This window comes from Deinococcus arcticus, from assembly GCF_003028415.1.
Taxonomy (GTDB): Bacteria; Deinococcota; Deinococci; order Deinococcales; family Deinococcaceae; genus Deinococcus; species Deinococcus arcticus.
The window spans coordinates 68389-88573 of sequence record NZ_PYSV01000007.1 but is presented as its reverse complement, the minus strand read 5'-3'; the positions used below and the strand labels follow the sequence as shown (position 1 = coordinate 88573).

Sequence of the window (20185 nt, the reverse complement as noted above, 5' to 3'; positions counted from 1 at the left end):
GTGCTGCGGGGTCCTGGCACCAGTCCAGGTGGCCGCTTGGCGGGGCCGAGCCACAAGCCAGGCGCCGCTTCTGCGCCTCTCCCGGCAGGCCCCAGCCTTACGCGCTCAGTGCCAGATCCAGGCCCAGGAAGCGCCACAGCGAACGGCGGGGCACGCGCAGGCCACTGGGGTGCTCCACGGCTCCCAGGCGCCCGTCTCTGATCCAGCGGCGCACGGTGCGTTCGTGGGTTCCGGTAAAGTCAGCAACCTCGCTGACCTTGAGGAGCTTGGGCATGTTCTGGTACTGGTCGGATAAGGTCACGCATTGCCTCCTTAAACGCAGCGGGGCTGCACAGAGGCAGCCCCACCTTTACACTCAGTTTTCACGGCACCGGACTGCTTTTGCAGCGCCACATGGCCTCCCCACACGCCACCCGGCCCACCGCAGAGGCGCGGCCCGGAGGGAAGGAGAGAGGCAAGGCGGTTCAACTTGCGAGCAAGGTACCACACCCCCTGTCAACGCCGGGTCAGGGTTGCCTTGCCCTTTTCTTGAGCCGCCTGCGGAGCGCCGGTGCCACGGCGTCCGGCAGGCGTGGGCGGCCACCCGGCGCGGTGCTTTACAGTCAGCCGGATGAGTCTGCTTGACCAACTGTCCGGGACGCTGGTGAATGTGGGAACGGTGCTGGCGGGCACCGCCCTGGGCCTGCTGGTGGGGCACCGCCTCCCCGAGCGCACCCAGCGCACCCTGCTGCAAACCCTGAGTCTGGTCACGCTGTTTCTCGGCCTGGACATGGCCGCTTCACTCAACCGCGTCAGCGGGGGCGCGGTCCCCGGGGTCATTCTGGCGCTGATCAGCCTCGCTGCCGGGGCCGTGCTGGGCGAGGCGCTGGGCATTGAGGAGCGACTGGAAGGACTGGGCGAGCGCCTCAAACGGCGCTTTCGGGGCGGCGGGCGCTTCACTGAGGGGTTTGTGGCCGCCAGCCTGCTGTTCTGCATTGGGCCCATGACCGTGGTGGGCGGCCTGCAAAACGGCCTGACCGGCGACGCTTCCACGTACATTCTGAAAAGCACGCTGGACGGCATTGCGGCGCTGGCGCTGGCCGGAGCCTACGGCATAGGTGTGGGCTTCAGCGCCCTGACGGTGCTGCTGCTGCAGGGCGGCATCAGCCTGGCTGCAGGGGCGCTGGCGGGCAGCCTGCTGGGCGGCGCCGACCCGGAAAGCCTGAAGACGAACCCGGCCGTGCTGCTGATCACGGGCACTGGCGGCGTCACCATTGTGGGCATCAGCTGGAACCTGATGCTCGCTGGCCTGGGGATCGAGGACCGCCGCGTGCGGGTGGGCAGTCTGCTCCCGGCGCTACTGCTTGCCCCGCTGGCTCTGTGGCTGAGCCGCCTGCTGGCCTGAGGGCCAGGGCCTCATGGCGGGCCACAGGATGGCGGCTGGCCTTGAGGCGAACTTGAAGCAGACTTGAGAAACCCTTGTGGGAGGCCTTTTTTTCAGCCGCCGGTCAGTTTGGCGTCTTACGGTGACCCCATTCAAGGAGGCACCATGAACCTGAAACGCATGACCACCATCAGCACACTGCTGGGCCTGAGCCTCGCTGCCGCCAGCCCCGCCAAGATCACGGCGCAGAGCATCATCGTCAACCCGGTGGAAACCAAGTTGAATGTAGACGTCTGGGTGAACAAGGACCCGGGCGGCCAGGGCAATCCCGTGTACCGCAAGGGCGAACGCCTGAGTGTGGGCCTGAAAACGAACCAGGACGCCTATGTGTACCTGTTCAACGTGAATGCCAACGGGACCGTGGATCTGTTCTTTCCCAACAATTACGAGGAAAGCAATTTCGTAAAGGCGGGGGTCACGCGTGTGTTTCCGCCCCAGGGCGCCAAATACACCTTCACGGTGGGCGGCCCCAACGGCCAGGACCGGCTGCTGGCGCTGGCCAGCAAGCGCGAACTGGACCTGAATGACATTGCCCGCTTTGCCCAGGGCCAGGGCTTTGCCGAAGTGCGCGTGAAGGGGCAGGAGAATCTGGCCCGCGCCCTGAGCATTGTGGTGAACCCGCTTCCGGCCGAGAGCTGGACCACCGACGTGGTGACGTTCCGGGTGGGCGGCACGCCCGTGACCCCTGCCCCGGCGCAGGGCGGCGCCAGCGGTACCGTGACCATCAACCCTGGCCAGGGCCAGCCGGCGCAGCCTCAACCCCAGCCCAGCCAGCCGCAGCCCACCCCCACCACCAGCATTGACCCGGGTGAAAAACGCGATGGCAGCCGCGATCAGGCCATGGTGGACGCCTACGCCCGCCTGAAGGGTGACGAGAGCCTGGGCGCCGCCACCACCTACGCGGTCCCCTGGGGCGACGGCTGGTGGCAGAAGTTCCGGGGTGTGGGTGCCTACGGCGACGCCGTGCTGCTTCACGCCAATGGTTCCAGCCGGGCCTACGCGGTTCACGGCATGTTGCTGGAGCGGTATCTGGCCCTGGCCCGGGCCGAGAATGACGCGGCGCGGCCCCCCAGCCGCCTGGGCTGGGCGGCTGGCGACGAGAAGGTGATTCCGCGCAACACCTACGGCACCAGCGGCCTGTACGGCTTTTTCCAGAATGGCGCGCTGTACGGCACCGAGAAATACGGCACCTTCTGGCTGACCGGCGACGTGCTGAAAACCTACCAGGGTCTGGGCGGCAGCGGCTCTTTCCTGGGCTTTCCCACCCGCGACCAGTACCAGATTGGTGGGGCCTGGGCAGCCGATTTTGAAGGCGGCACCATCCGTACCGTGAACGGCGTACCAAAGGTGTACCGCAAGTAATCCAGACTTCGGCCCCAGCGCCTGCAAAAGCGGTTCAGTCCGAGCGAGACCAGCAGAAACTCCACGCCCGGAAGCCGTACAAATCCTCCTCTCCCCTGCCCCGGCCTGTGCGCCGGGGTTTTCGTGTGGTGGCACGGATGGGCCGCAGTGAACCAGCACACGTCTGGGGTTGGTCAGGTCCCTGAACACGGGCAGCAGGTCTGAACAGGAGGAGCGTTCATACGGACTGCCGTCCATTTCCGTACCATCCGGGAAAGAGCCGGATGTTCCGCTCCTACGGAGCCTTTCAGGTTCAATTCCCGGAACTCCGTCTTTTTCCTTCTCCCTCTGGTCGGAAAAATTCCGTAACGTGTTACGGAATTTTTCGGAATCCGTATCAGACGTGGCCATAGATGGAACTGTGGCCCTCAGGCTGACGAAGCATGAGGCCGGAGATGAGCTGTGCTGGGCGGCCATTCAGCCGCTCATCAGGCCCGGCGGGTACACTGCCTTGACCGTAGAGGTTAAGACCACTCCCACCCTCCTCGCCGCTGGGTTCCGGCCCAGCACTGGCTTCTCCCGCCCTCCCCACCGCAGTGTGCGCGGTGGTCTGCGGGTTTCAATCGGCCCCAGGTGTCGCTGGCCCCGCACCTGCCCCCCTCGCCTCTCCACGCTCTGGTTTTTCAGCATGACGCCGCGCCCCTGGCCAGGGCGCGGTGTCATGTCGTGCGCCTGTGGAACAGGGCTGTGCAGCGCCCGGCCGGGCCAGCTGTCCGTGGGCTTATGGGGAAGCGGGGTCCCAGGCTTCCTGCTGTGCCCGCACCGCCTGAAAGGTCTGGCGCAGCAGGCGGGCGGCCTCGCGGGCGCGCACGCCCCCGGTGATGCGGGGGCTGTGCCCCCAGTGGGCGGCCAGCAGGTCGCTGACCCCTCCCAGGGCTCCGGCTTTGGGGTTGGACGCGCCGTAGACCATGTGCTCCACGCGGGCCTCCAGCGCCGCGCCCAGGCACATGGGGCATGGCTCCAGGGTCACGACCAGGGTGCAGCCTGTCAGATACGGCGTGCCCAGCGTGCGCGCGGCGTCCCGCAGCGCAGCCAGTTCGGCGTGGCGGGTCATGTCGCCGTGTTCGCGGCTGGCGTTGCGGCCCCGGCCCACCACAGCGCCGTCCGGGCCCAGCACCACCGCGCCCACCGGCACCTCGCCGGCCTGCGCCGCCTGCCGGGCCAGCGCCAGCGCCTCGCCCATGGCGGCGTGCAGAGGGTCGGGCGGCACCTGGGCAGCCGCCTGCGCGCCCAGCCCCCACACCGGCGGCTGCAGCCCCACCCACTCCACGCCCCGCTCAGACACCAGCAGCGGCACCCGGTCGCGGGCCTCGCGTGGAATCTTGCGGTCAGTCAGCACATCGCTGAGCAGGCGCGTGCCGCCCGGCAGCACCATCCGGTCCCCCGGCTGCCGGGTGCGCCGTGTCCAGCCTGGGGGCAGGGCAAAAGCCGGTTCAGGGAAGGTGGGGGGCTGCAGATACAGGTGCCCCCCCGTCACGGTCACGGGGTGGGCGCCGGGCAGCGTGAGGTGCGCGGTGTCGCCGGCCCCCAGCGCCCCGGCCAGGGCGTCCAGGTGCCCGGTATGCACGTCCAGCCCGGCGGCCCGTACCTGGGCGCGCACCCAGCGGCGCAGCACGGCGGGCGGCTGGCCCTGCAGGGGCGTGTGGGCCCTCAGGCGCGCGGCCTGGGCCCGCAGCGCCTCGTCATCCTGCGCCTGATGGCAGGCCACGCGGGCCAGCGTCTCTTCCAGGGCGGGAAAGCGGGCACTCAGGACCGGCATGGCCTCGCGGCGCAGCCAGGCGCGGGCATAGGTGGGGTCGGCGTTGGTGGGGTCCTCGCGCCAGTCCTGGCTCAGGGCGCGCAGGAAGGTTTCAATGTCGGCCCGGGGCACGGCCAGCCAGGGGCGGACCACGCGGCCCCGCATAGGGGGAATGCCGCGCAGCACGGCTTCACCGCGCAGCAGGGCCAGCAGGACTGTCTCGGCCTGGTCGCGGCGGGTGTGGGCGGTCAGGATGGCCTGTGCACCGCGCCGCCTGGCCACGCGACCCAGCAGGTCGTAGCGCAGGCGCCGGGCGGCATCTTCCACGTTCCAGCCGCGCTTCCGGGCCACCGCCGCCACGTCGACGCGCACACTTTCAAAGGGCAGCTCCAGCGCAGCGGCCAGTTCGCGCACCCACGCGGCGTCCTGCGCCGAATCGGGCCGCAGGGCGTGGTCCAGGTGGGCCACCACCGGGCGCGCGTCCACTGCCACCAGGGCGCGCAGCAGCGCCACGCTGTCGGCCCCGCCGGACACGCCCACCACCACCGGCTGCCCGGCAAAGGGGCGAAGAGGGGCAAGCAGGGACTTCACCCGCGCATTCTACGAAGCGGCGCCCGGCGCGGCCGGCCCGCCGTGTGGTCTAGACTCCGCCCATGACCCTCCGTGTTGGTCAGTCCGCCCCCGACTTCACCCGCCGCAGCGACGATGGCCGCGAGATCAGCCTGGACGCGCTGCGGGGCAGGTGGACCGTGCTGTATTTCTATCCCCGCGCAGGCTCGGCCGGCTGCTCCATAGAGGCCCAGCGCTTTGAAGCTGCCCTGCCCGAGTTCGAGCGCCTGGGCGCGCAGGTGATTGGCGTCAGCACCGACACCGAGGCGAAGCAGGCGGCCTTCCGCGACAGCTGCTCGCTGAGTTACCCCCTGCTCCCCGACAGCGACCGCAGCCTGTGCCGCGCCTACGGCGTGATGGGCGGGCTGGGCGGCCTGCTGAACATGGCCGCCCGCGCCACCTTTCTGATTGACCCGCAGGGCACGGTGGCCTGGACCCACCGCAGCGCCAACCCCATGAGCCACGTGACCGGCGCCCTGAAGGCACTGGAACAGCACCAGCAACCGTGAGAGCTGGGAGGTACTCGCCACTCTGTCCTACACTCGGCGGGTGACACCTCCCGTCCTTTCTGCCGCCCGGCTCCGGGGTCTGGCGCTGGCTTTACTTGGCTTGGGCAACGTGGCCGCTGCCCAGATCCTCCTGACCGGCACCGTCAAAGACCAGTCTGAAGACACTGACGAGGCCCTGATTTCCGTGCCGTGGCGGGGCGGCGCCGGTCAGGTGGAGGGCTGGGTGGCCAGCAGCGCAGGCGTAAGCAAGGTCATTGTGAGCACCCCCATGAGCGCTGACGGCCGGTTCAGCCTGAAGCTGCCCGCCACTCTGGAAGCCAGCCTGTTGCCCCCAGCGGGCCAGTCACCCCTGCCCACCTCCTGGGCGGCCCCGCACCCGGCGGCCACCTGCGCCGGCGCCGTCAAGATCAGCGATCCGGGCGCGCGCGTGGTGCAGCTGGGCCTGAATGTCAGGGCGCGCACCAGCGGCAACATCTTGCCGGTGCTCAGCAGCGGCCACTACGATGAAGCCCAGGCCACGGGCCACACCCGCACTCAGCAGGGTCTGGTGTATTACGCCGAGCGCTCCGTTCAGATCAGCGGCACCCAGGTCTGCCAGTGGACCGAGGGCGGCTTTCTCAACAAGATGACCTACGTGGCCGCTGCCCAGCTGGCGCAGGGCTGGACTCGCCTGACCCTGGACAGCACCACTGTTTCCAGGCAGAGCGGCGTGGAGATCACGTTCCGCCTGACGGGCGGCGCCCTGCCTACAAACGACTGGACCCTGCTGCCGGACGCCGCTCTGCCCTAAGACAGAGAACGTGGCGTGTGGTGGGGACAACCCCAGACCACACGCCACGTTCCACAGCGGGCGCGCCTTATACGGATTCCGTCCATTTCCGTAACATCCGGGAAAGAGCCGGATGTTCCGCTCCTACGGAGCCTTTCAGGTCCAATTCCCGGAAATCCGTATTTTTCCCTTCTTCCGCTGGTCGGAAAAATTCCGTAACACGTTACGGAACTTTTCGGAACCCGTCTTACTTCAGTTCTCTCAGCGTCTCGCGCATGATCTCCAGGCCCGTTTTCGCTTCTTCCTTCGTCAGAATCAGGGGCGGGCTGATGCGAATGACGGCCTCGCCGCAGTCCAGGTTCAGCAGGCCCTTCTCGAACATCGCCATGCTGGCGCGGTCACGCAGGGCGCCGTCGGGGCGGCCGTCGGGCGTCACGAACTCCAGGCCGATGAACAGGCCCCGGCCGCGCACGTCGCCCAGGAAGGGAAATTCGGCCTGCATGCCCTTCAGCTCGGCCATGATGTATTCGCCAACCTCGTGGGCGTTTTGCATCAGGTTGTCGCCGCAGCCGGGGTGCTTGACCACGCCTTCAAGCAGGTCCAGCGTGGCGTGAGACGCTGCCGCCGCCACCGGGTTGCCGCCGTAGGTAGAGCCGTGCGAACCCACCGGCCACGTCATCACGCTGTCCTTGGCCAGCAGCGCGCCCAGCGGCATGCCCGAGGCAATGCCCTTGGCAGACGTGATGATGTCCGGCTGCACGTCGAAGTGCTGGAACGAGAACATCTTGCCGGTGCGGCCCATGCCGGCCTGCACCTCGTCGAAAATCAGCATGATGCCGTGCTTGTCACACAGGGCGCGCAGGCCGGGCAGAAAGTCGGCGGGCGGCACGATGTACCCGCCCTCGCCCTGCATGGGCTCCACGATGATGGCGGCCACTTCATCGGCGGGCAGGATGCCCACGAACAGCGACTCGATGTGCTCCAGCACCGCCTGACCGCAGGTTTCAGGCGTGGAGCCCAGCGGCGGCCGGAATGGGTTGGGGTACGGCACGTGAGAGACGGCGGGCAGCAGTGGACCAAACCCGCGCTTGTACTTCGTCTTGGAGCCCGTCAGCGTGATCGCGCCGTAGGTACGCCCGTGGAATGAGCCCATCGTGGAGATGATGTGCGAGCGGCCGGTGTGGTTGCGCGCCAGTTTGACGGCGGCTTCCACGGCCTCGGCGCCCGAGTTGGAGAAGAACACGCGCCACTTCTCGCCGGGCTTTTCGACATGTTTCACCAGACGTTCCGCGAGGCTGGTGGTGATTTCCTGCGGGTAGTCCGTCAGGCAGACGTGCGTGAACTTGGCGACCTGCTCCTGCACACCCTTGACGACATGCGGGTGGGCGTGGCCGGTGGTGCTCACGGCAATCCCGGCGAAGAAGTCCAGCATGGTGTTGCCGTCCACATCGGTCAGCCACACGCCCTCGCCGCGCTCTGGGACGAAGGGATAGGGGCGCATGTAGGAGGTGGAGAGGTGCTGGCGGTCGCGCTCCATAATGGCGGCCGTGTTGGGGCCGGGGAGGGCGGTTTTCAGTTCAGGCTGGCGTGGTTTGGGGAGAGTGGTCATTGTTTGGTCCTCAGGGGTGAAGGGCAACTGTGTGTTAAGCGCGGACAGACCCACGGGCATCCAGTTCAGTCCAGATAAAAGCAGGCACCCCATTCTCCCAACCAGCCGTCAGAGAAGCGAGGTCAATCTGGCGACCGGGGATGGGGGATTTCAGAGCGGCAGGGACAGGTGAAACCACAGGAACATCGGCATAGACGAGAAGTTCGCGGCTGGGGTCATAGCCGAGATCAGACGCCGGGAATTCACCAGCCAGGAACAACCGCTCAATCTTCTTGATGAGATTAAAGCCCAGCTGCGCGTAAGCCGGCACCTCACTGCGATCGGCATACTGAACATAGAAACCGGCACCCAGTGCCCAGTACATCGCGAGCGCAACGGCGCGATCACACCTTCCAGAGCGAATCATCCAGCGCAGGGCGTCGACTGCAATGTCGTGGTTGGTGTTCAACACAAACGCTAACCACATGTCCTGCGGCTGCTCGTCCAACCACTGCGTGACGAGTTGCATCGCGGGGTCCATCTTTAAGGGTGTTTGACGTCGCGCCATAAAAGCTCTGTTGTTGTCAGTCGCCGCTGACGGGCTGCGCTTCACCCTCAATGGGCTGAGGTGTCTGCACCATGCCGTCGGGGGCGGTGTCGGTGACGGCGCCAGCCTTGCCAATGCCGTGGGCGGCCCACTTGTCCTCGCGGCTGTTCAGGCGGTGCACAGTCGCGCCGGGGCGGTTGCGGCTCTCGCTGAATTCCTTGGGCTCAATGGAAATGCGCTCGCCTTCCATCAGGCCAAAGATGCCGCTCTGGCCGGGTTCCTTACGCTGCCAGTCCTCGGGGACCACCATGTCGGGGCCGGTGTAGTCGGTGGGCTCGGAGTACGCGGCGATGTAGCCCTCGAAGTTGCGCAGAATCAGCTTTTCGGGGCTGTGGGACAGCACGTAGTTGGGCGCCACCGGAATCTTACCGCCGCCGCCGGGGGCGTCTACCACGTAGGTGGGCACGCTGTAGCCGGAGGTGTGGCCGCGCAAGCTCTCCATGATTTCCAGGCCCTTGCTGACGGTGGTGCGCAGGTGCCCGGCGCCGTGCACAAGGTCGCACTGGTAGATGTAGTAGGGCCGCACACGAATCTTGACGAGTTCGCGCACCAGCTTCTGCATGATGACTGGGTGGTCGTTCACCCCGCGCAGCAGCACGCTCTGGTTGCCCAGCGGCACGCCCGCGCGGGTCAGGCGGTCGCAGGCCTCGGCCACTTCGGGCGTGATCTCGCGCGGGTGGTTGACGTGAATGTTCATCCAGACCGGGTGGTTTTCCGCCAGCACGTCGCACAGTTCCTGCGTTACACGCATGGGCATGAACACGGGCACGCGGGTGCCGATGCGGATGATCTCAATGTGCTCGATCTTGCGCAGCTCGGCCAGCAGGCGGCCCAGCACCTTGGGCGCCAGCGTCAGCGGATCACCGCCAGAGAGCAGCACGTCGCGCACCTGGGGCGTGTTGCGCAGGTAATTCAGCTGCGCTTCGTATTCGGCGGGGTTAAAGGTCTCGGTAGGGTCCCCCACGATGCGGCTGCGGGTGCAGTAACGGCAGTAGCTGGCGCACTGGGTGGTCACCAGCATCAGCACGCGGTCGGGGTAACGGTGCACCAGGCCGGGCACGGGGCTGTGCTTGTCCTCGGCCAGGCTGTCTTCCATCATGGAGGTAAAGGGCTCCAGCTCGTGGTGCGTGGGAATCACCTGACGGCGCACCGGGCAGGTGGGGTCTTCGGGGTCCATGAGGGACGCAAAGTAGGGCGTGATGTCCAGACGGAAGATGCCGTCGGCGCTGGCGCCTGCATGCTCACTGGGGGTCAGGCGAATGACCTCTTCCAGTTCGGCCACGGAGTTGATGCGGTTCTTGAGTTGCCACTTCCAGTCGTACCACTGTTCGTCGGGCACATCGGCCCACTTGGGCGCGCGGTGGTTGCGGGGCAGCATCTGCTGGCTGCGGACTGTGGCCTGGGGATGAATGGGCATGGAAGAGCCTCCGGGGAGAAAGGGTGAAACAGAAATTGAGTTCTCCTTCATTTTCCACGTTCTGTACGCCACTTTGGAATGCCCGCCGACCCATACAAAGCGCAGGCGCGGAACACAGAAAGCTCGCAAACGCCACTCACAACCTTCCAAATGCTAAGGTGGTCTCCATGAGACAGTCCGGCGGCGCCCTCGATCCTCTTGACCACCGCATCCTGCAGGAACTGCAGACCGATTCGCGCCTGAGCATGCGGGAACTGGGCCGCCGGGTCGGCCTGTCGGCGCCGGCCGTGACCGAGCGGGTACGCCGCTTAGAGGATGCGGGCGTGATCCTGGGCTACGGCGTGCGGGTGGCCAGCAAGCCGCTGGGCCGCACCATCACGGCGTTTATTGGCGTGCAGGACAGTGGCCGCAACGACCCCACGCTGGTCCGCTGGGCCGGCAAGCACGACGGCGTGCTGGAGTGCCACTCGGTGACAGGCGACAATTCCTGCATTCTGAAAGTGGCGGTGCCCGATGTGGGCGCCCTGGAAGCCATGCTGACGGAACTGATCAACATGGGCTTTACCTGCGACACGAGCATTGTGCTGAGCACACCCCTGGAAGGGAAACTCATGCTGCCGCCGAAGTGAGGCTGCCGTGCCACGTCCCCTCCTGAGTGTGCTGATCCCCACCCACAACCGCGGCGCGCTGCTGGACGAGGCCCTGAGCAGCGTGCTGTCGCAGCAGGAAGACTTTGAGGTGGTGGTGGTAGACGACGCCAGCACCGACGATACGCTGGCCCGACTCAGCAGCTGGGCTGATCCCCGGCTGCGGGTTGTGACGCTGACCCGGAATGTCGGCGTACACGGTGCGCTGAACGCAGGGCTGGCCCACTGCCAGGGCGACCTCGTGGCCCGTCTGGATGCCGACGACCACATGGCTCCCGGCCGGCTGGCTGCGCAGGCCGCCTTCCTGGCCGAGCATCCAGAGGTGCTGGCGCTGGGGGGGCAGGTTCAGACCTTCGGGGCCCAGGAGCGGCGCCTGGACTACCCCACTGGTCCCGCGCAGGCACGCGCCTGGGCGCTGTTTTCCTGTCCGCTGCCCCATCCGGGCACCACGTTCCGCCGTTCGGCTGTCCCTGCCTACCCGGCTGTGCCCTTCGCTGAGGATTACATGCTGTGGGCCCAGCTGCTGGAACGCGGCGAGGTGGCCAACTTGCCCGTGACCGTGCTGCGCTGGCGTCTGCATGGGGGGCAGGTCAGTGTGCAGCAGACAGCGGCGCAGCGGCGCGGCACCCGGCTGGCGTGGGCCCGGCAGCTGGCGCGGCTGGACCTGTACCCAACCCCGGCGCAGTGGCAAGCGCACGCGCAGCTGCAATACGCCCGCTTTCGCGCCCTTCCGGTCTCGGCCGTACAGTGGCGCGCGGCCCGGGCCTGGGCCCAGACGCTGGAGCAGGCCAATGCTCGCCGCCGCCTGCTGTGTTCAGAACAGTTGCAAGGGGAACTGGCTCTGCGTCTTGGCGGCTTGCAGCCAGGAGCAGTGGGCCTGGCCTGAACCCGCCTGACCCGAAGAAAGAAGCGCGTGCCTCTGATACGGGTTCCGAAAAGTTCCGTAACGTGTTACGGAGCTTTTCCGACCAGCGGAAGAAGGAACAAATGCGGATTTCCGGGAATTGGACCTGAAAGGCTCCGTAGGAGCGGAACATCCCCCTTCTTCCCGGATGGTACGGAAATGGACGGCAGTCCGTATGAGGCCTGCTGGTGCTCGGGCGAGGGGCCGCGCAGCGGGGGTGAAGGGAACGGCAAGGAGGAGGTGTTGAGAAACGCCCTACCTCTTCGCCACGCCGCGCTGCGTGTGGGCCGCGTAGCGCTCCAGCATGGCCCAGCCCTGCCCGCCGCGCATGACCTCGCGCGCCTGCGCCACCCCCTCACGGATGGTGGCTGCCCGCCCCGCCGTGCGCAGGGCTGCCCCCGCGTTCAGGGCCACGATGTCGCGCTGGGCCGGGGTGCCGCCGCCGGTCAGAAGGGCGCGGGTAATCTCGGCGTTCTCGGCCGGGCTGCCGCCCGTGATGTCGGCGCGGGAATACAGGCTGACCCCGGCCTCTTCGGGGTGCAGTTCGCGGTCAATGACCTCGCCCGCCCGCAGGCCCGAGACGGTATTGACGCCGCAGACCGTGAATTCGTCCAGGCCGTGGCCATGCACCACGGTGGCGCCGCGTGCCCCCAGCAGCCGCAGCACCTCGGCCAGGGTGCGCGTGAGTTCGGGCTTGAACACGCCCACGACCAGGTGGGTGGCGCCCGCCGGATTGGCCAGCGGGCCCAGGATGTTGAACACCGTTCTGGCCGCCAGTTCCGAGCGCACGGGCGCGGCGTGGCGCAGCGCCGGGTGGTAGTTGCGCGCGAACATGAACCCCACGCCCAGGGTGTTGATGGCGTCTTCCACGACCTCGCGCGGGGCATCCAGATTCACGCCCAGGGCTTCGAGCACATCCGCGCTGCCCGCCCGGCTGCTGGCGGCGCGGTTGCCGTGCTTGGCCACCGGCACGCCGGCACCCGCCACCACGAACGCGGTGGTGGTGGAGATGTTGAAGGTGTGCGCGCCGTCGCCCCCGGTGCCCACCACATCCAGCAGCACCTCGCGCGGGCGCACGTTCACCCGCACGGCGTGCTCGCGCATGGCCTGGGCAAAGCCCGCGATTTCTTCCGGGGTCTCGCCGCGCACCCGCAGGGCCGCCAGGGCCGCCGCCAGCCGCACCCCGCTCAGGTCACCCGTCATGACCTCGCGCATAAAGGCCGCCGCCTCGGTCTGCGAGAGCCGTTCCCCGTTCATCAGCCGCGCGTGCATGGCGATCACGCCCCGGCCCCACTGCCTTGCCCCGTCATGCCCCGATGCTCGCGCACGAGCGCCAGAAAGTTGCGCAGCATGTCCATCCCGCCCTGGGTGGCCAGACTTTCAGGGTGAAACTGCACGCCGTACACCGGAAAGTCCCGGTGGCGCAGCGCCATCACGATCTCTTCTTCGAGGTCGGTGGTCCAGGCGGTGGCCACCAGTTCGGGGGGCAGGTCGCGCACCACCAGCGAGTGGTAGCGGGTGACGGTTACTGTCTCTGGCAGCCCGGCAAAGAGGTCCGTGCCCTGGTGCCGCAGCGGGCTGGTCTTGCCGTGAACCGGCTGCAGCGCCCGCCCCACCTGCGCCCCAAACGCCGCGCCGATGCTCTGGTGGCCCAGGCATACGCCCAGCAGCGGGTACTGCGGCCCCAGTTCCCGGATAACCGCGACGCTCTGCCCCGCCTCGGCCGGCGTACACGGCCCCGGCGACACCACGATGGCGTCGGGGTTCAGGGCCCGCACCTCGTCCAGCGTAAAGGCGTCGTTGCGCCACACGGTCAGGTCGCAGCCCAGCTCTCCGAAATACTGCACGAGGTTGTAGGTGAAGGAGTCGTAGTTGTCGATCAGCAGGATGTGGAGCGTGGAGCGTGGAACGTGGAATGTGGTTTCGGCAGGCATCACAACCGGGTCTCCTGGTATTGAATGAATCGGTTTAATCGTTTGAGCAAGCGTTCAAGGCCAAGCAGGACACTCTGGGTCTCCTTGGTGTCGCTCATGCCCAGCTGAGTGCCCAGATGCAGCAGGGTAGGCAGTTCATACACGCTGCCCAGCGCAATACGGGTGAAGCGGATGATCTCTTTCGGGCTGCCGCGACCCACCCCTTCGGCAATGTTGGCGGAAATGGACACGGCTGCTCGCCGCGCCTGACTGGTCAGGCCGTATGTTTCCTCCCTGGGCCACCCCGCACTGAGGCGGTACACCTGACCTGCCACCTCCAGACCCTGCATCCAAACCTCCGGCTTTCGGAGATTTCCCGGACTTTCAGACCGTTCTGTTGCCCGCCCTTCGCCGTTTCCACGCTCCACGCTCTACCCCCTACAATCCGCTGGCCGCCATCTCCACCGCCCGCATCAGCGCCGCCGCCTTGCTGCGCGTCTCCTGCTCCTCGGCGGCCGGGTCGCTGTCGGCCACCACGCCGGCCCCAGCCTGAATATGCAGGCGGCCCCCCACAATCACCATGGTGCGCAGGGTCAGGGCCATGTCCATGCTGCCGTCATGGGCGATATAGCCGAATGAGCCGCCGTAGGGTCCGCGCCGCACCGGCTCCAGCTCGTCAATAATCTGCATGGCGCGGATCTTGGGGGCCCCCGAGACCGTGCCCATGGGCTGCACGCTGGCCAGGGCGTGCAGGGGGGTCTGACCGGGGCGCAGCTGCCCCGTCACGCTGGACACGATGTGCATGACATGGCTGTAGCGCTCGATGGTAAAGGCGTCGTGCACCCGCACGGTGCCGTAGGCGCTCACCCGGCCCAGGTCATTGCGGCCCAGGTCCAGCAGCATCAGGTGTTCGGCGCGTTCCTTCTCGTCGGCCAGCAGTTCGGCGGCCAGGGCCTCGTCGGCCTCAGGGGTGTGGCCACGCGGGCGGGTGCCGGCGATGGGGCGGGTGGTCACCGCCCGGCCGTCGCTGGCCAGCAGGCTTTCGGGGCTGCTGGCCACCAGGGTGACTGGCCCCAGTTGCAAGTAGCCCAGGTAAGGGCTGGGGTTCACGCGGCGCAGCGCCCGGTACAGGGCAAAGGGGTGCAATTCGCCCAGCTCTGCGCTGAACCGCTGGCTGGGCACCACCTGAAAGATGTCCCCCGCGCGGATGTAATCCAGCGCCTGCTCCACCGCCGCGCGGAAGCCCTGGGGCGTGAAATTGCTGGCAAAGGTGGGGGCGGCGGCGGGCGCCTGACCGGGCACCGGGGGCAGCGGCCCGCGCAGCCGCCCGGCCAGCGCCTGCACCTCGGCCTCGGCCCGCGCCGGGTCGGGGGCGGTGGCCACCGCGATCAGGCGGTGTTTGAGGTGGTCATAGATCACCATGCCGCGCGGGGCCACGAAACAGGCGTCGGGCACGCCCAGTTCATCGGGGTTGTCGTCCGGCAGGCGTTCGTAGCAGCGAATCAGGTCATAGGCGGCGTAGCCCACCGCGCCCCCAATGAACGCCGGCAGCCCGGCTGGCAGCGCGGCCGGGCGCACCGCCGCGTGGTACAGCCGGGCCAGGGGATCAGTTTCTGTGCCTTCAAAGTCGCCAAACACGCCGCTGCTGGTCACCTGGGTGCCCCGGGCTTCAAAGCGCCCCTGTTCACCCACCCCGATAAACGAGTAGCGGCCCAGCTGTTCCCCGGCCTCCACGCTTTCCAGCAAGAAGGCCACGGTTTCACCCTGCGCGGCTTTCAGGTAGGCGGTCACCGGCGTGTCCAGGTCGGCGTTCAGCTCCTGCACGGCCACCGCCAGTGGGGCGGCGGACAGTGAAAAGGCGGCAGGGTCGGGGTGGGTCATGGGTCTCCTGTGGGGCACACGAAAAAGCGCCCAGTGGCAAGAATTCCACCTGGGCGCGGCTTGAAACGGCAACAGCAGTCAGTCCCAGGTGAACCTGGGCCACCACCACAGGCCGGTTGCGGTCATGGGGCCCAGGATAGCGCGCCAGGGCCGGCCAAAGGCGCCCCAGGCGCCGGCGGCTGTCTACACAGTGCGGGGCGGCCACGGGGCGCGGGTTGAGGCCGCAACGGTGGGCGCTTCAGTGTTGGGCCAGAGAAGCGTTCCACTGTGCCTGCCTCTCCGCTTAGCCCTGCTCCAGCACCCCCCCATCCAACTCCAGGTCTTCCAGCGGGGCGAACAGCCGGTCCAGGTCCGCCGAGGTCAGCTGCGTGGCGTCGCTCAGGCCGCCGTCCAGCACGCCGCGCGCCAGGCTGGCCTTGCGGGCCTGCAGGTCCAGAATGCGCTCCTCCACGCTGCCGGCCGCAATCAGCTTGTACACGAACACCGGCTTGTCCTGACCAATGCGGTAGGCGCGGTCGGTGGCCTGGTCCTCGGCGGCGGGGTTCCACCAGGGGTCGTAGTGGATGACCGTGTCGGCTGCCGTGAGGTTCAGGCCCACGCCCCCGGCTTTCAGGGTAATCAGGAACACATGCGTCTGCCCACTCTGAAAGGCGTCAATCTGGCGCTGGCGGTCCTGGGTGCTGCCGGTGATCATGGAATACGGCAGCCCTTCCTCGCGCAGCCAGCCTTCCAGGTGGCGCAGCAAGGTGGCAAAGCCGCTGAAGATCAGCACGCGGCGGCCCTCTTCCACCATCTGGGGCAGGTGGGTGTGCAGCCACTCGAGTTTCGCGTTGCCCTGCACCCCGCGCGCCGCGTCCAGCTTCACCAGCCGGGGATCGGTGGCCGCCTGACGCAGCTTGAGCAGCGCGTCCAGGATGGCAATGGTGCTGCGCGAGAGCCCGCGCGCCCGCAATTCCTCGCGCACCCGGGCCTCGGTGGTCACGCGCACAGTTTCGTACAGATCACGCTGATCGCCGTCCAGGGTCACGCGCACCGGAATCTCGGTCTTGGGGGGCAACTCGCGCGCCACGTCGCGCTTCTCGCGCCGCAGGATAAAGGGGCGCACCCGCGCCGCCAGGGCCGCGCGGCGGCTGGCCTCGCCCCGCTTTTCAATAGGCGTGCGGTACAGCTCGCGGAAGGTCTTTTCATCGTGCAGCAGGCCCGGCGCCAGGAAGTTGAACTGTGACCACAGCTCGCCCAGGTGGTTTTCCAGCGGGGTGCCGGTCAGGGCCAGCCGGTGCCGGGCCGAGAGGCTGCCCGCCGCCTTGGCCGCCGCCGTGCGCGTGTTCTTGATGTTCTGCGCCTCATCCAGAATGACCAGGTGGTACTCGTGAGCCCCCAGCTCGGTGATGTCGCGGGGCAGCAGCGGGTAGGTGGTGAGCACCAGATCGTGCGCCGGAATCTGGCCAAACAGGGCGCGGCGGTCCTTGCCATGCAGGGTCAGCAGCCGCAGCCCCGGCGCAAACCTGGCGGCCTCGGCCTGCCAGTTGCCCATCACGCTGGTGGGCGCCACGACCAGGCTGGGCCGGTCGGCGCGGCCCGATTCTTTCTCGATGAGGAGGTGGGCCAGCGTTTGCACCGTGTTGTGCGTGACGATGTAGCCTTCTGTGACATAGAGCCGGTCGGCAGCAGCCACGGCAATGCACTGGGCCTCTTTCCGGCCCACATATTCAATGCGCCGCATGCCCCGGCTGGGCGGGGACTTGCTGGAGCGGCGGTAGGCCGCCAGTTTGGCCGGCAACCGGAACGGGTCAAGGTGCGGGGGCAGCTTCAGGGCGACCCGCCAGGCCTCGCCTGTTCGGCGTTCGCCCCCATAAACGTGGGTGGTCGCCTTCTGCCGAATGCGGGCCGTGCCTCCCAGCGACTGCACGAGTTCCACCACGCCGCGCGCCAACGCCTCGGAGACGCTGACGTACTCGACGACCACGCCTGCATGGCCGTCCGTGTCCAGCAGGCCTTGCAGGGCGGCCAGCCGCTGATCGGGACTGCCGCGCAGATACGATTCCGGGATGAACTTGGCGCAGTCGTTACAACCATGCAGGCCCAGGGCTTTCAACTCGTCTCTCAGCGGGTTGGGTGTGAGGCGTCCACCGCTCACCAGCCGGTAGGTACTCACCCGCTCCGTCAGGCGCTCAGCGTGCCGGGCTTCCACACCTGTTGGCAGCGTCAGGGCCCCGACCAGTTCGTCCTCGGAGGTGATCCCCAGCCCACGCGTGAGGTGGCCGTCGCCCAGGAGAGCCCCAAGGGTGTAGGGGTCAATGGGCAGGGGCTGCGGGGCGAACTGTACGGCCTCTACCACCGGGAGGTAGTGCTTCAGATTCCCGGCTGCGTCGGTCAGCGAATCCCGAATCTGGGCGGTGGTCAGCACCTGTTCCGGCAGGCCGCGCCGCTTGCGAACAGGCGTATTGACGGCCCACAGATGCTCCTCGTCAACCTCCGTGCTGGCGCCGTCAGTGAGGGTGACGCGGTAGATAGGGCGCTCTCCCTGCGGATAAACGCCAATCACGCGTGTGGGGCGGCCGTCGCGGCCGATAACGTGGTCGCCCACTTGCAGCTCGCCCATTCGGCGCCAGCCCAGAGGCGTTAGAACGCGGGCGTCCAGCGGCTGGGCCTTGCCCAGCCCCATGTCGTCGGCCAGAATGCCGCCCACGCCGTATTCACGCAGGAACTGCAGCCACGCCACGCCCTGAAGCTGGTAGGGGCGCAGTTCGGCCCGCAGGCCCGCAGGCGGCTCAATCTCCTGCACGCCGGTAAAGTCGCGCAGGCGGCGGCCCAGGTCCAGCAGGCGCTCGGCGCCCAGCCAGCGGGCCTGCACCGCCTCTTCCAGCTGCGCCAGCCGGGCGGCGTCCAGCAGGGGCAGGCGCAGCGGCCCCGGCGGCAGGTCGCGCAGGTTCAACTCGACCAGCACGCCCAGAATGGCGCGCACCCGCCCGGCCGGCAGGGCCACGCGGCGGCCATCATCCAGTGACGCGTGCAGCACCTCATCGTCCGGCAGTTCGGCCAGGGCCTCGGGGGCAAACAGGTGGGGCTGCCGGGCAATCAGGTCGGCCAGAATGGGCAGCAGCGACAGGCGCTGCCCGTCCACCACAATCCCCAGGTCCAGCGTGAACCAGCCGCCGTGGCTGTCGTCGGCCTCGCCGTACCAGTCGGTGATCTCGGCGTAGTTCAGGGGGAAATCGGGGTGCAGGTGAAGGCTCAGGCCCTGCGCTTCCAGTTCGGCGCGGCCCCCACCCTGCAAAAAGGCCATCCAGGCGGCCTCGTCGCCCAGGGTGAGCAGGCGGTCAGCCTCCGGCAGGGCGTAGTCGTGCCCGAACGCCTCTTCTACCGTCATGAAGCCGGCCAGGGCCACGGTGCGCGCCGCGTCGCGCTCGGCCGCCGGGTCGCGGCTCACGCGGGTCAGTACACCACCCCGGAACACCGCCGGGCCCGCGCTGTCCTGCAGGTCAGGGACCGTCAGGCCTGCGTAGGCGTGGCGCAGTTCGGCCACCGGCAGGGTCACGGCGGTGCGGGCGCCGCTGTAGGCGTGGAAGGTGGCGGGCCGGGCCAGCAGGTGCAGCTGCGGCGTGTACGGCAGGCGTTCCTCGCGCACCTGCACCGTCTGCGGAATGGGCAACCTCAGGCCGGAGGCCGTGATGGCGTGGGCCAGGGCCACCGCCTGGGCGGGCGGCAGGGTGGGCCCCGCCAGAAAGCGGGCCACCGTCTCGGGCGGGGCGCCGGTCAGCACGCGGCACAGCTGACCGGCGGCCGGCAGCGCGGCCCAGGGCCGGGGCGTGGGCAGCACTTGGGCGTCCGGGTGATCGTCCACATGCAGGGTGGGCGTCTGGGCGCCCCGGGCGTCGGGCAACCACGCCAGTTGGCCGCGCAGGTCCGGGCCCCGGGTCAGCAGGAGTTCGGGGCGCTCCCAGCACAGGCGGCCAGTGGCCAGTAGTTCGTCCAGCAGCAGGTCAGCGGCGGGGTGGTCGTTCAGGGCGTGCAGCTCTTCCTGCCAGCGGCCGGGCTGGTGGGTGGGGGTGGCCGCCACCTCCAGCAAACGCAGCAGTCCGGCGTCGCGCCGCGCAAAGGCCGGGGCGGTGGACAGCGTACGCGGCAGGGCGTAGGGCTCGGCTCCGCGCAGGTCGGCGCCCTCGCCGGCGCGCAGGGGTAGGCGCACCAGCTTCAGGGCTACGCGCCGCCCCCCACCTCCCGCTGTGGCCGGGGGCAGCAGGCGCAGCACGTAGCGCAGTTCAAACTGCCGGCCCCGGCCGGGGCTCTGCTGTTCACCAAAGGCGGCCAGCCACTGCTGGGTGCGCGCGTCCAGCGGTTCCTCGGTAGGCGGGGCGTCGGCCGGCAGCTCCCGGGGCGCCGGGCGCGGGCCGGGCGGGGGGTCGGTGGCCAGCACCAGCGCGGCCACATGGCGGCAGCGGTAGCGCCCGCAGGTGCAGCTGGAGCCGCGCAGCTGCGGGTCCGGGGGCGGCAGCAGGTCCACGGTCGCGCGGTACACGGCGCCGTCGTCATGCACATTGGCCTCGGCGTGCCAGCCCAGATCGGTCCAGCAGCGCTCGGTGTCCCGCACCGCTTCCTCACGCAGCGCCAGGCCCTGCGCGGCGGTGTCCAGCGCAAAACCGGGGGGCAGTCGGCTGAGCTTCATGCGGCGCCAGGGCCCCGGGGGGCGGCCCGTCCCGGCACAGAAGCGAGGAGCGGCGGTGCGGCGGGAACAAACACGCCCCCGAGTCTAGCGCGCCTGGGCAAAAAGAGCTGTGG

The 20185-nt window shown here is 68.4% G+C and carries 16 protein-coding genes; 6 read left to right on the top strand and 10 right to left on the bottom strand.

Annotated elements, in window-relative coordinates; translation table 11 throughout:
* Positions 1 to 97: 97 nt before the first annotated feature.
* Complete coding sequence (locus C8263_RS08815; RefSeq protein ID WP_332888938.1) at positions 98 to 322, bottom strand: helix-turn-helix domain-containing protein; 225 nt, start codon at positions 320 to 322, stop codon at positions 98 to 100.
* A gap of 288 nt (positions 323 to 610) precedes the next feature.
* Here C8263_RS08815 and C8263_RS08810 point away from each other — a divergent pair, with 288 nt between their 5' ends.
* Positions 611 to 1384 (top strand): DUF554 domain-containing protein, encoded by a 774-nt coding sequence (locus C8263_RS08810; RefSeq protein WP_107137755.1) that lies wholly within the window; start codon positions 611 to 613, stop codon positions 1382 to 1384.
* Between the two features lie 144 nt (positions 1385 to 1528).
* Complete coding sequence (locus C8263_RS08805; RefSeq protein ID WP_107137754.1) at positions 1529 to 2785, top strand: DUF4384 domain-containing protein; 1257 nt, start codon at positions 1529 to 1531, stop codon at positions 2783 to 2785.
* A gap of 760 nt (positions 2786 to 3545) precedes the next feature.
* Here the strand turns inward: C8263_RS08805 and tilS are convergent.
* Positions 3546 to 5153: a tRNA lysidine(34) synthetase TilS gene (gene tilS / locus C8263_RS08800; protein WP_107137753.1), complete on the bottom strand. Its 1608-nt coding sequence runs from the start codon at positions 5151 to 5153 to the stop codon at positions 3546 to 3548.
* 62 nt (positions 5154 to 5215) lie between these two features.
* Between tilS and C8263_RS08795 the strand changes: the two genes are divergently transcribed.
* Together C8263_RS08795 and C8263_RS08790 are read left to right on the top strand one after the other, a co-directional pair.
* Positions 5216 to 5680, top strand: a complete 465-nt coding sequence (locus tag C8263_RS08795; protein WP_107137752.1) for a peroxiredoxin — start codon at positions 5216 to 5218, stop codon at positions 5678 to 5680.
* A gap of 40 nt (positions 5681 to 5720) precedes the next feature.
* Complete coding sequence (locus tag C8263_RS08790; RefSeq protein ID WP_146160638.1) at positions 5721 to 6470, top strand: hypothetical protein; 750 nt, start codon at positions 5721 to 5723, stop codon at positions 6468 to 6470.
* Positions 6471 to 6696: 226 nt separating this feature from the next.
* Here the strand turns inward: C8263_RS08790 and C8263_RS08785 are convergent, their stop codons facing one another.
* From C8263_RS08785 to C8263_RS08775, 3 genes are read right to left on the bottom strand one after another with little or no spacing between them, the layout of a single operon-like run.
* Positions 6697 to 8058: an acetyl ornithine aminotransferase family protein gene (locus tag C8263_RS08785; protein WP_107137750.1), complete on the bottom strand. Its 1362-nt coding sequence runs from the start codon at positions 8056 to 8058 to the stop codon at positions 6697 to 6699.
* Between the two features lie 34 nt (positions 8059 to 8092).
* A complete protein-coding gene (locus C8263_RS08780; RefSeq protein WP_199188354.1) occupies positions 8093 to 8578 on the bottom strand; it encodes a DUF4274 domain-containing protein in 486 nt (161 codons plus the stop codon).
* A gap of 43 nt (positions 8579 to 8621) precedes the next feature.
* On the bottom strand, positions 8622 to 10061 hold the full coding sequence (locus C8263_RS08775; protein ID WP_107137748.1) for a KamA family radical SAM protein: 1440 nt from the start codon (positions 10059 to 10061) through the stop codon (positions 8622 to 8624).
* 167 nt (positions 10062 to 10228) lie between these two features.
* Between C8263_RS08775 and C8263_RS08770 the strand changes: the two genes are divergently transcribed.
* Complete coding sequence (locus C8263_RS08770; RefSeq protein WP_107137747.1) at positions 10229 to 10690, top strand: Lrp/AsnC family transcriptional regulator; 462 nt, start codon at positions 10229 to 10231, stop codon at positions 10688 to 10690.
* A 7-nt stretch (positions 10691 to 10697) separates the two neighbouring features.
* A complete protein-coding gene (locus C8263_RS08765) occupies positions 10698 to 11594 on the top strand; it encodes a glycosyltransferase family 2 protein (RefSeq protein ID WP_107137746.1) in 897 nt (298 codons plus the stop codon).
* Between the two features lie 273 nt (positions 11595 to 11867).
* On the opposite strand, the gene trpD is transcribed toward C8263_RS08765, so the two are convergent.
* The 5 genes from trpD to C8263_RS08740 form a co-directional block, all read right to left on the bottom strand.
* Positions 11868 to 12884: an anthranilate phosphoribosyltransferase gene (gene trpD / locus C8263_RS08760; RefSeq protein ID WP_107137845.1), complete on the bottom strand. Its 1017-nt coding sequence runs from the start codon at positions 12882 to 12884 to the stop codon at positions 11868 to 11870.
* Between the two features lie 5 nt (positions 12885 to 12889).
* The gene (locus C8263_RS08755) at positions 12890 to 13546 is read right to left on the bottom strand and encodes an anthranilate synthase component II (protein WP_107137745.1); all 657 of its coding nucleotides are present in this window, start codon (positions 13544 to 13546) and stop codon (positions 12890 to 12892) included.
* On the bottom strand, positions 13546 to 13875 hold the full coding sequence (locus C8263_RS08750) for a four helix bundle protein (RefSeq protein ID WP_107137744.1): 330 nt from the start codon (positions 13873 to 13875) through the stop codon (positions 13546 to 13548). The genes C8263_RS08755 and C8263_RS08750 overlap by 1 nt, the downstream gene beginning before the upstream one ends.
* Before the next feature lie 88 nt (positions 13876 to 13963).
* The gene (trpE, locus tag C8263_RS08745; protein WP_107137743.1) at positions 13964 to 15406 is read right to left on the bottom strand and encodes an anthranilate synthase component I; all 1443 of its coding nucleotides are present in this window, start codon (positions 15404 to 15406) and stop codon (positions 13964 to 13966) included.
* Between the two features lie 283 nt (positions 15407 to 15689).
* On the bottom strand, positions 15690 to 20072 hold the full coding sequence (locus C8263_RS08740; protein ID WP_107137742.1) for an SNF2-related protein: 4383 nt from the start codon (positions 20070 to 20072) through the stop codon (positions 15690 to 15692).
* Between the last annotated feature and the right edge of the window lie 113 nt (positions 20073 to 20185).